The following is a 15,099-nucleotide window of genomic DNA, read 5'->3' as shown; positions in this document are numbered from 1 at the left end:
GGGCCCGAGTGCGAGAAACCAACGGCCGCAGCGGGCAAATCTGCCGAATTGCTCGTCCTACAACTGCTTGCGGATCTGCGCATCCACCGCCGCGATGGCGGTCATGTTCATCACCCGGCGCGAGGTGGCGCTGGTGGTGAGGATATGCACCGGCTTGGAGATGCCCATCAGGATCGGACCGATCGCCACGCCGTCGGTGAACACGCGCACCAGGTTGTAGGCGATGTTGGCCGCTTCCAGATTCGGCAGCACGAACAGGTTGGCGCGGCCCTTGAGCGTGCTGTTGGGCATGATCTGCTTGCGCAGCGCTTCGTCCCAGGCGGTGTCGCCCTGCATTTCGCCGTCGATGTTGAGCTCGGGCTTGCGCTTGAGCAGCGCTTCGCGCACCTGGCGCATCTTCAGCGCGTCGCGCGAGTCGTGGCTACCGAAGTTGGAGTGCGACAGCAACGCGATGTTGGGCTCGATGCCGAACAGCTTGAGACGGTACGCGGCCTGCAGCGTGGCTTCGACCACCTGCTCGACGGTGGGGTCTTCCTGCACGTGCGTGTCCAGGAAGAAGAACACACCGAGCTGGTTGATCACACCCGTCATCGCCGAGGTGGAGCTCACCCGCGGTTCCAGCGGAATCACGCTGCGCGCATAGCCCAGCTTTTTGTGGAAGCGGCCGACCACGCCGGACAGCATCGCGTCGGCTTCGCCGCGCGCCACCATGACCGCGGCGATCAGGGTCGGACGCGAGCGCATCAGTTCCTTGGCCGCAGTGACGGTCACGCCGCGACGCTCGGTCAGCGCGTGGTAGTACTGCCAGTAATCGTTGAAGCGGGGGTCGTCGAGAATATTGGTGATCTCGAAGTCCACCCCGGCGGTCAGGCGCAGCCCCATGCGTTCGATACGCGCTTCGATCACGTCCGGGCGGCCGATCAGGATCGGGAACGCCAGGCCTTCGTCGACCACGCTCTGCACTGCGCGCAGCACCACTTCTTCTTCGCCTTCGGCATACACCACGCGCTGTTTGTCGGCACGCGCGCGGTCGTAGACCGGCTTCATCATCAGGCTGGTGCGGTAGACGAACTGACCGAGCTTGTCGCGATAGGCCTCCATGTCGGTGATCGGGCGCGTGGCCACGCCCGAGTCCATCGCCGCCTGCGCAACGGCAGACGACAGTTCCACCAGCAGGCGCGGGTCGAGCGGACGCGGAATCAGGTATTCCGGACCGAAGCTCGGGGTCTCGCCGCCGTAGGCCGCACCCAGGTCGGAGGCCTCACGCCGCGCCATCGCCGCGATGGCCTTGACACAGGCAATCTTCATCTCCTCGTTGATGCCGGTGGCGCCCACATCCAGCGCGCCGCGGAACAGGTAAGGGAAGCACAGCACGTTGTTGATCTGGTTCGGGTAGTCCGAACGGCCGGTGCCAATGATGCAATCCGGGCGCACCGCCTTGGCCGCTTCCGGGGTGATCTCCGGGTTGGGATTGGCCAGCGCGAAGATCACCGGCTGGCGCGCCATGCTGGCGACCATCTCCGGCTTGAGGATGCCGGCGGCCGACAGGCCCAGGAAGATATCGGCGCCTTCAACGATCTCGGCGAGGGTGCGCTTGTCGGTATCGCGTGCGTAGCGCTGCTTGTCCGGATCCAGGTCGGTGCGGCCGGTGTGGATCACACCATCGCGGTCCAGCGCCAGGATGTTCTCCGGCTTCAGGCCCAGCGAAACCAGCATGTTGACGCAGGAAATGCCCGCCGCGCCCATGCCGGTGGTGGCCAGCTTGACCTCTTCGATCTTCTTGCCGGTGACCACCAGCGCATTGAGCACGGCCGCGCCAACAATGATCGCAGTGCCGTGCTGGTCGTCATGGAACACCGGGATGTTCATGCGCTCGCGCAGCTTGCGCTCGACGATGAAGCACTCCGGCGCCTTGATGTCTTCCAGGTTGATGCCGCCGAAGGTCGGCTCCAGGCTGGCGATGATGTCGACCAGCTTGTCCGGGTCGTTCTCGTTGATCTCGATATCGAACACGTCGATGCCGGCGAACTTCTGGAATAGCACGCCCTTGCCTTCCATCACCGGCTTGGAGGCCAGCGGGCCGATATTGCCCAGGCCCAACACGGCGGTGCCGTTGGTGATGACCGCCACCAGATTGCCGCGCGCGGTGAGCTCGCTGGCCTGGGTGGGTTCTTCGACGATCGCCTCGCAGGCGAAGGCCACGCCTGGCGAATACGCCAGCGACAGATCGCGCTGGGTCAGCATCGGCTTGGTCGCGGTGACCTTGATCTTGCCGGCCGGCTGCTGGCGGTGGTAGTCGAGGGCGGCCTGTTTGAAGTCGTCGGTGGACATCGGCTGTGTGTGTCTCGAAGGCGCAGGAGAACTGAATTCTACCCTCCTGCCTGAACAAGGGCCTGTCGCGCAGCTGTCAGCGCGGCAGGGAGATCGCATGCTGCGGCGCGGCGGGCGGCGCAGCCGAGGTGCAGGCCAAAGCAGAACGGCCCTGTCTCCCGCCGGCAATACCGACGGAAGACAGGGCCGTAGGAAGCATCAACGCAGGGTGGCAGGCGCCACGCCGGGTTCGCCGACAGGAGCCAGCAGCGGCGGTTCTCCGCCGTCCAGGACGAGCTTGAGGCGGTCGCGGTCCAAGGCGTTTTCCCAACGCGAGACCACCACAGTGGCCACCGCATTGCCGATGAAGTTGGTCAACGAACGACATTCGCTCATGAAACGGTCCACGCCCAGGATCAGCGCCATGCCGGCTACCGGCACCTCAGGCACCACCGCCAGCGTGGCGGCCAGGGTAATGAAGCCGGCACCGGTGACGCCGGCTGCGCCCTTGGAGCTGAGCATCGCCACTGCCAGCAGTGCGATCTGATGGCCCAGGGTCAGCTCGGTATTGGTCGCCTGGGCGATGAACAGCGCCGCCAGCGTCATATAGATGTTGGTGCCGTCCAGATTGAACGAGTACCCGGTCGGCACCACCAGGCCCACCACCGACTTCTCGCAACCGGCTTTTTCCATCTTCTCCATCAGCGACGGCAACGCCGACTCCGACGAGGACGTGCCCAGCACCAGCAGCAGTTCGGCCTTCAGATAGCGAATCAGCTTGAGCACCGAAAACCCGCACAGCCGACACACCACCCCCAGAATCACCAGCACGAACAACAAGGAGGTTAGGTAAAACGACCCCACCAACCAGGCCAGATTGACCAGCGACTCGACGCCGTACTTGCCGATGGTGAAGGCGATCGCGCCGAACGCACCGATCGGCGCGGCACGCATCAGAATGTGCACCAGCTTGAACACCGGGGCGATCAGCGCTTCCAGCAGGTTCAACACCGGCTTGCCGCGCTCGCCCACCAACGCCAGCGACACACCGAACAGCACCGCCACAAACAGCACCTGCAGGATGTTCGGCCCGGTCAGCTTGCCGTTGACGACCTGATCGCCGGTGAAGGCGCCGATCAGCGAGTTGGGGATGATGTCCATCAGGAAGCCGACCAGGGTCAGGTCGTGCGACTTCTCGACATAGCTCTTGACCGCGCTCTGGTCCAGATCGGCCGGGTTGATGTTCATGCCGGCGCCGGGTTGCACCACATGGGCGACGACCAGACCGACCACCAGGGCCAAGGTGGAGAAGAACAGGAAGTAGGCCATCGCCTTGCCGAACACCCGGCCCACCGTCTTGAGGTGGGTCATGCCGGCGATGCCGGTGACGATGGTCAGAAAGATCACCGGGGCGATGATCATCTTCACCAGCTTGATGAAGGCGTCGCCCAGCGGCTTGAGGCTTTCGGCGAAGGCGGGCTCGAAATGGCCCAGCAGGGCACCCAGAACGATCGCCACCACCACCTGAAAATACAGCTGGCGATAGAAGGGGACGGATGCCGGCAGGGGACCGGTAGGCTTGCTGATGTGCATGACACCACTCCGAGGGACGAGAGGGGGTGCCTGAGCAGGTACCCGTTGCGCGCATTCTGGCCATACGTCACAGCCCTGGCCGATAGCCCATTGGTACTACTCCATGTCCAGCGGCTGAACGTCAGCTTACACTTCAGCCGCGCCGCCGCCGGCCGTTAATTCCGTTTAACGCAGACACCCCCGTTTCTGTGCTGCCGTCGCCCGGACCCTGCGCGCTTGCTGAAGACATTCATTGCGACCGCCATGGCAGGACGCCCGGCCCCTCTTCATTGCCCAAGACCATACCTATGCGCCTCAATCTACTTGTCCTCGCGGTGGCTGCCGCCATCGTCCCCGCCGCTGCCAATGCAGCCACCTCGATCGAAAACTGGCCGACCAAGTACACCTTCGGTGATGGCACCGAGCTGGGTCTGACCGGCAACTACGCCTACGACGACAACAACTTCTCCGGCGACGACCGCCTGGAAGACCGCACCGACTTCCGCCGCAAGGAATTCGGCGCCACCATCAAGAAGAAGGGCGTTTACGACGCCATGGTCTATTACGATTTCGAATCCAAGCTGTGGCTGGACGTGTTCTACCGGTTCGAGACCAAGGCCCTGTTTGGCCAGGATTACGGCCGCGTGCGCCTGGGCTACATCAAGGTGCCGGTGGGCCTGGAAGCGGTGCAGAGCTCCCGAGCCGGCAGCTTCATGGAACTGGGTCTGCCGAGCCAGGCAGTGTTCGAGGGCCGGCGTACCGGCGTGGAATGGACGCTGGAGCGCCAGCAATACCTGCTGCAGGCCGGCGCATACGGCGGCAAGGACCTGCAGGGCGACAACCCGGGCACCACCCAGGCCGTGCATGCGGTGTGGACTCCGTTCAAGAGCGAAGGCGACGTGCTGCACCTGGGCTTTGCCGGCGCAATCGAAAACCCGCGTGGCTACACCGACGGCCGCGGCGTGTCCTTCAGCCCGCGCGTGCGTCTACGGGCGCGCCCGGAAGCGGGCCTGACCGACGTGCGGCTGATCGACACCGGCACCATCCTCGATGTGGACCACGTGATCCGTACCGGCCTGGAAGGGGTCTGGATCCACGGCCCGTTCTCGCTGCAGAGCGAAGCGCTGCGTGCCGAAGTGGCGCGCAACGCGAACCAGCCGCACTTCATCGCCCAGGGCCAGTACATCTACGGCACCTGGTCGCTGACCGGCGAGTCGCGCAGCTATGCGGGCGGCGTGCCGGGCAACATCAAGCCAACGCACGACTACGGCGCGGTCGAGCTGACTGCCCGCTACAGCCACCTGAACCTGGAAGACAACAACGTCCATGGCGGCCGTCAGCACGACACCACCATCGGCGCCAACTGGTACCTCACCAGCCACTTCAAGTTCCAGGCCAACTACAGCTGGGTGGATTCCTCGCGCAACGGCGTACATGAAACCCCGCACGTGATGGAACTGCGTGCGCAGGTGCAGTTCTAAGCAACACTGAGGCTCTGCAGCACGCCGGCGATTCGCTCCGGCGCGCTCTGTAGCGATTCGCAACAGGCTTTTGCCACGGCCGCATCCATCACGGGTGCGGCCGTTGTCGTTTTGGGCGCTGGTCCAGCCTGCGATGAGAGCGAACAACAAAACGTCGCGAGCAGCCGTCAGGCGGGCGTGGACCGTGCCCTCAGAACCGCAGTGCCAAAGTGGCACATGCCGTACCGAGCACCAGCCGCGCCCAGCTGGCGATGCGCACAGGTGTTTTGTTAGCCGCTCTCAGTGATGGCTGCGCGATCCGCCGGCACACCGCCATACTTGCAGCCATGTACGCTTCGCAACGCCGCCGTCTGCTGCTCACCCTGTCCATCGTGCTGGGCGGCATGGTGGTGGCCATGGTCGCGGCCGGGCGCTTCGTCGAACAAAGCGCGCTGCACGATGAAAGCGCCACTGTGCGCCGCCAGCTGCGCCTGTACGCGCAGGCGCTGCAGCAGCGCATCGACCGCTATCGCACGTTGCCGCAGATTCTGGCGTTGGACCCGGAGCTACGTGCCGCCGTGTCAGGCCCACTGTCGCCGGCCCAGGTGGATGCGCTCAATCGCAAGCTCGAACGCGCCAACAACGTCACCCAATCGTCCACGCTGACCGTGATCAACCGCGATGGCGTGGCGCTGGCGGCCAGCAACTGGCGGGCGCCGCGCAACAACGTTGGCGTGGATTACGCCTTCCGGCCGTATTACCAGCAGGCGCTGGCCACCGGCAGCGGCAGCTTCTACGGCATCGGCATGACCACCAGCGAGCCAGGCTATTTCCTGTCGCAGGCCATTGTCGACGGTGCCGGCCAGGTGCAGGGCGTGGTGGTGATCAAGATTGCGCTGGCTGCGCTGGAACGCGAGTGGCTGCAGACCCCGGATATCGTGCTGGCATCGGACGCACACGATGTGGTGTTTCTGGCCAGCCGGCCGGAATGGCGCTACCGCATGCTGGCCCCGCTCAGCGACCGCGATCGCCGCGAACTGCAGAGCACCCGCCAGTACGCCGATCAGGAGTTGCTGCCGCTCCGGCGCCGGCTGATCGAGCAGACCGGCTACGGCGGTGTGCTGGCCGACATCCGCGACCCGCCGCTCGGCGCGCAGGTGCTGTGGCAGACCCTGGAAGTGCCCGCAAGCGGCTGGCGCCTGCACCTGCTGCACGACACCCGCGCCAGCGCCGCTGCCGGCCGCGCCGCGGCGATTGCCGCCGCCGGCGCATGGCTGGCGCTGGCCTTGCTGTGGTTGTTCGTGCAGCAACGGCGGCGGCTGTCGGCGTTGCGCCAGCGTAGCCGGCACGAACTGGAAACCCTGTTGCAGCAACACGCCGAAGAACTGCGCACCGCGCAGGACGGCGTGGTCACCGCCGCCCAGCAGGCCAATGCCGGCCTGAGTCGCAGCCTGGAACATCTGCCGCAAGGCGTGGTGGTGATCGACGAGGCGCTCAACCTGGTGGCGTGGAATTCGCGCTATGTAGAACTGTTCCGTTTCCCGCAGGAGCTGCTGAAGATCGGCCGCCCGATCGAAGACCTGTTCCGCTTCAATGCACGCCGCGGCTTGCTGGGGCCAGGACCGATCGAAGCGGCGATCGAGCGGCGCCTGAATCACTTGCGCAGCGGCAAACCGCATATGCGCGAGAGCGAAAAAGAAGACGGCACGGTGCTGGAAATCCGCGGCAATCCGCTGCCCGATGGCGGCTTTGTCACCAGTTACGCCGACATCACCAGCTACAAGAACGCCGCACGCGAACTGCGCTCGCTGGCCGACGCGCTGGAACACCGCGTGGCCGAACGTACCCGCGATCTGGCGGCGGCCAAGCGCGAGGCCGAAAGCGCCAATCGCTACAAAACCCGCTTCGTCGCCTCGGCGGTGCACGACCTGCTGCAGCCGCTTAACGCTGCGCGCATGTTCGTCTCGGTGTTGCGTGGGCAAGTGCGCGAGGCTGGCAGCGCGCGCGTGGTCGACAACATCGACGGAGCGCTGGCGGCGCAGGACGCCATCCTCAACAGTTTGCTCGACATCTCGCGCCTGGAAGCCGGCAGCCTGAAGACCCAGGTGCGCGACTTTGCGCTGGCACCCTTGCTGGACACCTTGGCGCGCGAATTCGGCATCCTGGCCGAAGACCGCGGGCTGGTGCTGGAATCGGTACCCACCTCGGCGGTGGTGTTGAGCGATGAAAACCTGCTGCGCCGCATCCTGCAGAACTTTCTCTCCAACGCCATCCGCTACACGCCGCGCGGACGCGTGCTGATCGGCTGCCGTCGCCGCGGCGGCTGGCTGCGCATCGAGGTGCACGACCAGGGTCCCGGCATTCCAGATGCCTTGCAGCACGAAATTTTCGAAGAATTCCGCCGCCTGGATGACGGTGTGGCCAACGACCGCGGTGCGGGACTGGGACTGGCCATCGTCGAGCGCATCGGCCGTCTGCTCGGCCATCGCATCGGGCTACGTTCCACCCTGGGCAGTGGCAGCGTGTTTTCGGTGACCGTGCCGCTGGGCGAACGCGCTGCAATCGCACGCCACCTGCCAGCGCCCGCCACGACGGCAGAACACGGCAACGACCCCATCCTGCATGGCTGCCGCGTGTGGTGCGTGGACGATGAGCCACTGGTGTGCGAGGCCACCCGCACCCTGCTGGAACGCTGGGAATGCCGAGTGGATTTTGCCGGCGGCCCGGATGAGGCATTGAACGCTGCCAATGCAGATGAGGTGCCGGAATTGCTGCTGCTGGATGTGCGCATGGGCGCGCATTACGGTCCCATGCTGCTGCCGCAACTGGTACAGCGCTGGCAACGCGAACCGCGCGTGATCCTGGTCACCGCAGAACCCGACCCCGCCCTGCGCGAGCATGCACTGGACCTGGGCTGGGGCTTTCTGTCCAAACCGGTACGCCCGCCTGCCCTGCGTGCGCTGGTGACGCAGATGCTGATGCGGCGCGGATAGGCGCGGCGGCCCGCGCTACATGCCTGGCCGCACTTCAACGACACCGGCAGCGCATGCACCGATCAGGGGTGATCGGCGTATCGTCAAAACGATGGAGCGCCTGCGGCAATAGCGTAGACCGATCCATCGCCATCCCTGGCAGAAACTCCAGCTGCAGCCGGCACCTGCGCCGTGCCCGCGGTAGCAAGGCGACTGAGCGCTAGCACTGCTTTCGCATCGACTGATGTTCAAACCACATCAGTCGATGCGAAAGCAGCAATTATCAACATCGACCATCTCGACCAGAATCGGCTGCCTCAGATGTCATACGTACGTGCATACCTATCGTGGAGGGCGATTGATGCAGACTTCCCGCATTGAGGCAAAACAGCAGTCGAAACTTGGGATGGTGCTGAGGGTGACCTCGGGCAACTTCCTCGAGCAGTTCGACTTTTTCCTATTCGGTTTCTACGCAACGCAGATCGCCGCAGCGTTCTTCCCGGCGAGCAACGAATTCGCTTCGTTGATGATGACGTTCGCCGTGTTTGGTGCGGGCTTTTTGATGCGGCCGTTGGGTGCGGTGATCCTGGGCGCCTACATCGACGATGTCGGACGTCGCAAAGGCTTGATCGTCACCTTGGCGATCATGGCCAGCGGTACCGTCCTGATCGTGCTGGTGCCAGGCTACGCCAGCATTGGTTTGTGGGCCCCGGCACTGGTGCTGCTCGGTCGCTTGTTGCAAGGATTCTCGGCCGGTGCCGAAATGGGCGGCGTGTCGGTGTATCTGGCTGAGATGGCGACACCGGGTCGGCGCGGCTTCTATGCCAGTTGGCAATCGGCCAGCCAGCAGCTTGCCATCGTCGCTGCGGCTGCAATCGGGTTTGCGCTCAATCAGCTCATGGCCCCGCAGGATCTGGCGCAATGGGGCTGGCGGATTCCCTTCGCCATCGGTTGCGTCATCATCCCTTTCATCTTCTTGCTGCGGCGAAGCCTGGAAGAGACTGCGGAGTTTGCGCAGCGCAGGCAGCCGGTCACGATGAAGCAGGTGATGCGTGGGCTGGCGAACAATGCCAGCATCGTGATCGCCGGCGGCTTGATGGTCGCGCTGACGACGACCGCGTTCTATCTGATCACCGTGTACGCACCGACGTTTGGCAAGAGCGTGCTCAAACTCAGCACGGGTGATGCGTTGATCGTGACACTGCTGGTGGGCGTGTCCAATTTCATTTGGCTCCCCATCGGCGGCACGCTCAGCGACCGCTTCGGTCGCAAGCCGCTGCTGGTGACCATGTCGGTGGTGTGCATCCTGACTGCCTACCCGGTGCTCGCGTTCCTTGCCGCCGCACCGAGCTTTGCGCATATGTTGCAGGCGCTGCTGTGGCTGTCCTTCCTCTATGGCATCTACAACGGCGCCATGATTCCCGCACTCACCGAACTCATGCCGGCACATGTGCGAGTGGCAGGCTTCTCGCTCGCCTACAGCCTGGCCACCGCAGTCTTTGGCGGGTTTACGCCGGTGATGTCCACCTGGCTGATCCATGTCACTGGCGACAAGGCAGCGCCTGGTTACTGGCTGATCTTCGCGTCGGTGTGCGCGCTGGTGGCAACCTTGTTTTTATATCGCCGCCAAGGCAACACAGCGACGGCGACCGGCCTGGATGCTGCTGCGGGAGCCACGAAATGATACGGACCATGTGGAAAAAAATACTGGCTGCGATTGTTGCAACGGCGCTGTTGCCGACAGCGGCAAGCGCGCAGGACTTGACCGTGATGACCTCCGGGGGTTTCACGGCCGCCTTTGAACGCCTGGCCCCGCAATACACCAAGCAGACCGGGGTGAAGGTCACCACGCTGCTCGGTCCTTCAATGGGCGAGACGCCACAAGCGATTCCCAACCGGCTCGCCCACGGGGAGCATGCCGATGTGGTGATCATGGTCGGTAGCGCGCTGCAGAAGCTGATCGACACAGGCCTGGTAGACCCGGCATCGCGGGTGGAACTGGCCGACTCCAGAATCGGCATGGTGGTGCGCAGCGGTGCACCCAAACCGAAGATCGACAACGTCGACCACTTCAAACAGACGTTGCTGCACGCCGATTCGGTGGCCTACTCCGACAGCGCCAGCGGCGTCTACATCGAGACCACGCTGTTCAAGCAGTTGCATATCGAAGGCCCGATGATGGCCAAGAGCAAGAAGATCCCGCGCATCCCGGTGGGCACGGTGGTAGCCGATGGCAGCTATCAGCTCGGCTTTCAGCAGGTGGCCGAACTGCTTCCGGTGGCAGGGGTGGATTTTGTCGGCAAGATTCCCGAACCGCTGCAGTCGATCACGCGCTATGCGGCGGGTGTTCCGGTCAACGCGGAGCATCCGGAGGCGGCCAAGCGCCTGCTTGCGTACCTGCAGTCGGGTGATGCGCAGGCAGTTGCGCGAGTGACTGGTCTAGACGCGGTCTCACCCTGAGCGTGCGGGCATCCGTCGCACCAGTTCCGCCAGTTCCAGCGCGGTAGGTGTCAGCGTACGTCCGCGACGTTTGAGGATTCCCACGTTGCGCGACACCTCTGGCTCGACCAGCGGCACCGTCGCCAGCACCGGATGCGGGCCGGCCGGCATTGCGATCGACGGCACGGCGGCAATGCCGACGCCGGCCTCCACCAATCCCAGCAACGTGGTGACATGCCGGGTCTCGCAGATGCTCGGCTTGTCCGGCGTGAATGCAGACAGCGCCCGATCCAGCACCAGACGATTGCCCGATGTCTTGTCGAGCGTGATGTAGTCGTAACCGTACGCTTCCTGCCAGCTAACCTGTGCGCGCCCGGACAAGGGATGGTCTTGGCGACAGGCAATCACATAGCGCTCTTGCAGCAACGGTTCGAACTCGACCTCCGGCGCCAAGTTGCCACTGAAGCTGACGCCGAAATCCGCTTCGCCGGAGGCCACTGCCGCACTGACGTGACTGGCACTGCCATCGAACAGCCTGATGCGGATTCTCGGAAACAGCTGATGCAGCCCGTGGATCGCCTGCGGCATGAAGTAGTACGCCGCCGATGGCACACAGGCTACAGTCACAGTGCCCATCCTGCTGGAGCCTGAATCGCCGATGCTCATCAGCGCCATATCCAGATCGTCGAGCATGCGCTCGACCTGGGGCATGAACGCCTGGCCGACGGTGGTGAGCGAGACCTTGCGCGTGGTGCGCTCGAACAGCTTGACGTTCAACGCCGACTCGAGCTTGTCGATCCTGCGACTCAGCGCCGGCTGCGTGATGCGAATACGTTCGGCAGCGCGGCGAAAGCTGCCGTTCTCGGCAACCGCACGGAATGCCTGCAGATCGTTGAGGTCGAATTTGATGGTCACGATGCCGCAGTTTCAGTGGTCGATGGCGGTCGCAATAGCATAGACCCTTGCCTGCTGCGCTGCGTGTGGCGCTGAGAGTGTCATTGCATGCGGGTGTCCTGCGTGCGTGTGAATTGGCAAGCGCCGCCACTGACATCGAACGCGACGCAGCGCCATACCCTGCAAGGCACTGCCTTGTGCGATGGCGCTGCATCGACCATTCGGACGATCAGGCAAGGATGCCGGATAACCAGGCTCACGCTCCCTTCCCGCGCCGCGGCACAGTGGCTGGCAACACGCACCACGCCACTGACGGGAGATCTCACGCATGCATCAGCCACGCTCACTGGACCACTACCGCCTGCTCGGCCGCTCCGGCCTGCGCGTCTGCCCACTGGCGCTGGGCACCATGACCTTCGGTGAAGCATGGGGCTGGGGCGCCGATGCGGGCGAAGCCCAGCGCATCTTCGATGCCTACGCCGATCGCGGCGGCAATTTCATCGACACTGCAGTGAACTACACCAACGGCGGCTCCGAACGCATCCTCGGCGAGTTGATCAAAGACCGTCGCGAACGCTTCGTGCTGGCCACCAAATTCACCATGGCGCGCGATGCGGACAATATCAATTCCGGCGGCAATCATCGCCTGAACCTGATCCGCTCGGTGGAAACCAGCCTGCGCCAGCTCGCCACCGACCGGATCGATCTGCTGTATTTGCACGCCTGGGATTTCACCACCGCACCGGACGAAGTGATGCGTGGGCTGGAGCATCTGGTGCAATCGGGCAAGGTGCTTTACCTGGGCATCTGCAATACGCCGGCCTGGCGCGTGGCGCAATTGCAGACCCTGGCCGATCTGCGCGGCTGGTCGCCGCTGGTGGCGCTGCAGATCGAGTACAGCCTGGTCGAGCGCAGCGTCGAACATGAGCTGCTGCCGATGGCGCGCGAACTCGGCCTGGGTGTATTGCCGTGGTCGCCGCTGGGTGGCGGCATCCTCACTGGCAAGTACAGCCGCGCCGATCTCTCCGACGACAATGCGGCGGAGGTGTCGAGCAGCCGCAAGGGCGTGATCGCCTCGACCGGGCATCTCACTGCGCGCTCGCTGGAGATTGCCGAGGTGGTCGGAGCGGTCGCCGATGAACTGGGCGCGTCGCGCTCGCAGGTGGCGCTGGCCTGGACCCTGCGCAACCCGGCCGTGGTTTCGCCGGTGATGGGCGCACGCACGTTGCAACAGGCCGAAGACAACTTCGGTGCGCTGGAGATCGTGCTCAACGACGACCAGATCGCGCGCCTGGATGCCGTCAGCGCAGTGCCGCCGATTTTCCCAGAACGCTTCATGGGCAGGCCGATGGCGCAGCAGTTGATCTACGGCACCCATCGCGTGCAGCTGCGCACCTGATTCCCTCGGAGCGCTCATGACCAGACTCTCAGCCATCGCGGCGGCAGCGCTGCTTGTCGCCGCATCGTTCACAGGCAACGCCGGCGCCACATCGAAAGACACTGCATCCACAGACACCTGTGCAGAGCAACCGGTGCCCGCCTGCAACAAGCGTATTGTCGAAGCGGCGTTTGGGCAGTGGCAGGCCGGCGGCAGCGGCATCTTCGAGACACTGCTGTCGCCCGACGTGGTGTGGACCATCGAAGGCTCCGGCCCGAGCGCCGGCACCTTGCGTGGTCGCCACGCGTTGGTCGACACCGCGGTGCGGCCGCTGACCGAGCGCCTGGCCGCGCCACTGCGGCCAGTGCAGCAACGCGTTTGGGCCGATGGCGAGCACGTCATCGTGCAGTGGGAAGGCGCCGCCACGCTGCGCGATGGCGGCAGCTATCGCAATCGCTACGCATGGATCATGCGGATGCGCGATGGCAAGGCGGTCGAGGTCAATGCGTTCCTCGACCTGCCCGCCTACGACGCCGTGCTGCAGCGTGGCTACCGCCAAATGCAACGCAGGGCCAGCCCATGAGCGACATGCCGATGAAAGCCGCCGTTGCGGTGGCGCTTGGCGCAGGCTCGGCGCTCGCCTGTCCGGCCGTGGCAGCTGCGCAGCCCTCCAGCGCTCCTAGCACCGTATCGACACAGCAACCAGGACATCCCATGCACGCGCATCCCTATCTCGGCATGTGGGTCACCGGCGACGGACGGATTCGGCAGGAACTACTGCCGAACGGCCGCTACGACGAAGCCCGCGGCACACGCCAAAGCGCCTACCAAGGCCGTTACGCGATCACCGGCAATCACATCGCGTACTGGGACGACACAGGATTCACCGCCGATGGACGCTTCGTCAACGACGACGAGCTGCATCACGGCGGCATGGTGTTCTATCGGCAGCCGCCGGCGTAGAGCGACTAAGAGCGGCTAACAAAATGTAGCGAGCAGTAGTCAGGTGGGCGGGGACGGCGCGCTCAGAACCGCAGTGTACGAGCGGTCCATGCCGATTCCGAGCACCGGCCGCGCCCGCCTGGCGATGCGCGCAGCCGTTTTGTTGGCTGCTCTAAAAAATACTGCTCGCCAGGATTGATAGCCGCTCTTAATGCGCGGCCTACTACCTGCATCCGTTGTGTGTGGTGCGGGCTGCAGGCCGCAATGCACAGCAACCAATAGCTCCAACCCTGGATCAACCCTCGCCTTCCGGCTCCAGCGCCTTGACCAATACCGCAGCCTGGGTGCGGCTGTAGCAGTCGAGCTTTTTCAGGATTGCGGTCACGTGCACCTTGACGGTGTTCTCGGCCAGGCCCAGTTCGTGTGCGATCTGCTTGTTGAGCAGGCCATCGGCCAGGCTCAGCAACACACGGAACTGTTGCGGCGTGAGCTGAGCGAGTTTGGAGGCCAGTTGCGCATCCGCCTCGGAGCGCTCGGCGGTCATTGGCGGGAACCAGGTACCACCCTCCAGGACACTCGCCACTGCGGTGCCGATCGATTCGGCCGGAGTGGATTTGGGAATGAAACCGGCCGCACCAAACTGCTGCGCACGCCGGATCACCCGCGGATGATCGTTGGAGGAGATCACCACCACCGGGATGTCCGGGTGCTCGCCACGCACATGCAACAGCGCCGAAAAACCGCGAGCGCCCGGCATGGCCAGATCCAGCAACACCAACTCTGCCTGCGGGTGCGAACGCAACATCGCGCTCAAGGTGGCGGCGCTGGAAGCCTCCACCACATTGGCGTGCGGCAAGGTCTGCTGCAGCACATGGATCACGGCAGCGCGAAACAGCGGGTGGTCGTCGGCGACGAGAATGGTGAGATCGGCCATGCGCCAAGTCTGGCACATGGCCGCCGCCGATGCCTTGCCCTAGCGTGTTATGCACTTTGAGATGAGATGCGTTGGCCGTCAGCGGTGCGGAGCGGGTGCTGCATGGCACCGGCTTGGCTGGCGCCAAGGCAAGCCGCGCAGCGCGCGCTCCGTGCCGCTGACGGCCAACCCTCAGGGAAGCGCCCTGTGGCGCGCCGA

General features: G+C 64.5%; 11 protein-coding genes and 2 other RNA genes. 7 read left to right on the top strand and 6 right to left on the bottom strand.

Annotated elements, in window-relative coordinates; genetic code table 11:
• Window positions 1-57: 57 nt before the first annotated feature.
• The gene (locus M0D43_RS15420) at window positions 58-2,331 is read right to left on the bottom strand and encodes an NADP-dependent malic enzyme (protein WP_252162101.1); all 2,274 of its coding nucleotides are present in this window, start codon (window positions 2,329-2,331) and stop codon (window positions 58-60) included.
• A 198-nt stretch (window positions 2,332-2,529) separates the two neighbouring features.
• Window positions 2,530-3,903, bottom strand: a complete 1,374-nt coding sequence (locus M0D43_RS15415; protein WP_260807346.1) for a dicarboxylate/amino acid:cation symporter — start codon at window positions 3,901-3,903, stop codon at window positions 2,530-2,532.
• A 287-nt stretch (window positions 3,904-4,190) separates the two neighbouring features.
• Here M0D43_RS15415 and M0D43_RS15410 point away from each other — a divergent pair, with 287 nt between their 5' ends.
• Window positions 4,191-5,363 (top strand): OprO/OprP family phosphate-selective porin, encoded by a 1,173-nt coding sequence (locus M0D43_RS15410; RefSeq protein WP_252162100.1) that lies wholly within the window; start codon window positions 4,191-4,193, stop codon window positions 5,361-5,363.
• 141 nt (window positions 5,364-5,504) lie between these two features.
• Here M0D43_RS15410 and M0D43_RS15405 read toward each other — a convergent pair.
• Window positions 5,505-5,581: non-coding RNA, sX9 sRNA (locus M0D43_RS15405), on the bottom strand.
• A gap of 108 nt (window positions 5,582-5,689) precedes the next feature.
• On the opposite strand from M0D43_RS15405, the gene M0D43_RS15400 reads away from it, so the two are divergent.
• The 3 genes from M0D43_RS15400 to M0D43_RS15390 all read left to right on the top strand — a co-directional run bounded on the left by M0D43_RS15400 (window position 5,690) and on the right by M0D43_RS15390 (window position 10,774).
• A complete protein-coding gene (locus tag M0D43_RS15400; protein WP_252162099.1) occupies window positions 5,690-8,335 on the top strand; it encodes a hybrid sensor histidine kinase/response regulator in 2,646 nt (881 codons plus the stop codon).
• 313 nt (window positions 8,336-8,648) lie between these two features.
• Window positions 8,649-9,998 carry an MFS transporter gene (gene tcuC / locus M0D43_RS15395; RefSeq protein WP_252165085.1) on the top strand — a complete coding sequence of 450 codons (1,350 nt, stop codon included), beginning with the start codon at window positions 8,649-8,651 and terminating at the stop codon, window positions 9,996-9,998.
• An 8-nt stretch (window positions 9,999-10,006) separates the two neighbouring features.
• The gene (locus M0D43_RS15390; protein WP_252162098.1) at window positions 10,007-10,774 is read left to right on the top strand and encodes a substrate-binding domain-containing protein; all 768 of its coding nucleotides are present in this window, start codon (window positions 10,007-10,009) and stop codon (window positions 10,772-10,774) included.
• Here the strand turns inward: M0D43_RS15390 and M0D43_RS15385 are convergent.
• Window positions 10,766-11,668 carry a LysR family transcriptional regulator gene (locus M0D43_RS15385; protein WP_252162097.1) on the bottom strand — a complete coding sequence of 301 codons (903 nt, stop codon included), beginning with the start codon at window positions 11,666-11,668 and terminating at the stop codon, window positions 10,766-10,768. The two genes, M0D43_RS15390 and M0D43_RS15385, sit on opposite strands and share 9 nt — an antisense overlap.
• A 307-nt stretch (window positions 11,669-11,975) precedes the next feature.
• Between M0D43_RS15385 and M0D43_RS15380 the strand changes: the two genes are divergently transcribed.
• Genes M0D43_RS15380 through M0D43_RS15370 form a run of 3 tightly spaced genes read left to right on the top strand, consistent with a single transcriptional unit; the run spans window position 11,976 to window position 13,988 of the window.
• On the top strand, window positions 11,976-13,046 hold the full coding sequence (locus tag M0D43_RS15380; protein ID WP_252162096.1) for an aldo/keto reductase: 1,071 nt from the start codon (window positions 11,976-11,978) through the stop codon (window positions 13,044-13,046).
• A gap of 16 nt (window positions 13,047-13,062) precedes the next feature.
• Window positions 13,063-13,608, top strand: coding sequence for a nuclear transport factor 2 family protein (locus M0D43_RS15375; protein WP_252162095.1), 546 nt, complete (start codon window positions 13,063-13,065; stop codon window positions 13,606-13,608).
• Window positions 13,609-13,619: 11 nt separating this feature from the next.
• Complete coding sequence (locus tag M0D43_RS15370; RefSeq protein ID WP_252165084.1) at window positions 13,620-13,988, top strand: Atu4866 domain-containing protein; 369 nt, start codon at window positions 13,620-13,622, stop codon at window positions 13,986-13,988.
• Between the two features lie 13 nt (window positions 13,989-14,001).
• Here the strand turns inward: M0D43_RS15370 and M0D43_RS15365 are convergent.
• Window positions 14,002-14,078: non-coding RNA, sX9 sRNA (locus M0D43_RS15365), on the bottom strand.
• A 184-nt stretch (window positions 14,079-14,262) separates the two neighbouring features.
• Window positions 14,263-14,901 carry a response regulator transcription factor gene (locus tag M0D43_RS15360; protein WP_010365497.1) on the bottom strand — a complete coding sequence of 213 codons (639 nt, stop codon included), beginning with the start codon at window positions 14,899-14,901 and terminating at the stop codon, window positions 14,263-14,265.
• Between the last annotated feature and the right edge of the window lie 198 nt (window positions 14,902-15,099).

Source organism: Xanthomonas prunicola (assembly GCF_025266575.1).
GTDB classification, from domain to species: Bacteria; Pseudomonadota; Gammaproteobacteria; order Xanthomonadales; family Xanthomonadaceae; genus Xanthomonas; species Xanthomonas prunicola.
This window is presented reverse-complemented; position numbering and strand designations above follow the sequence as displayed.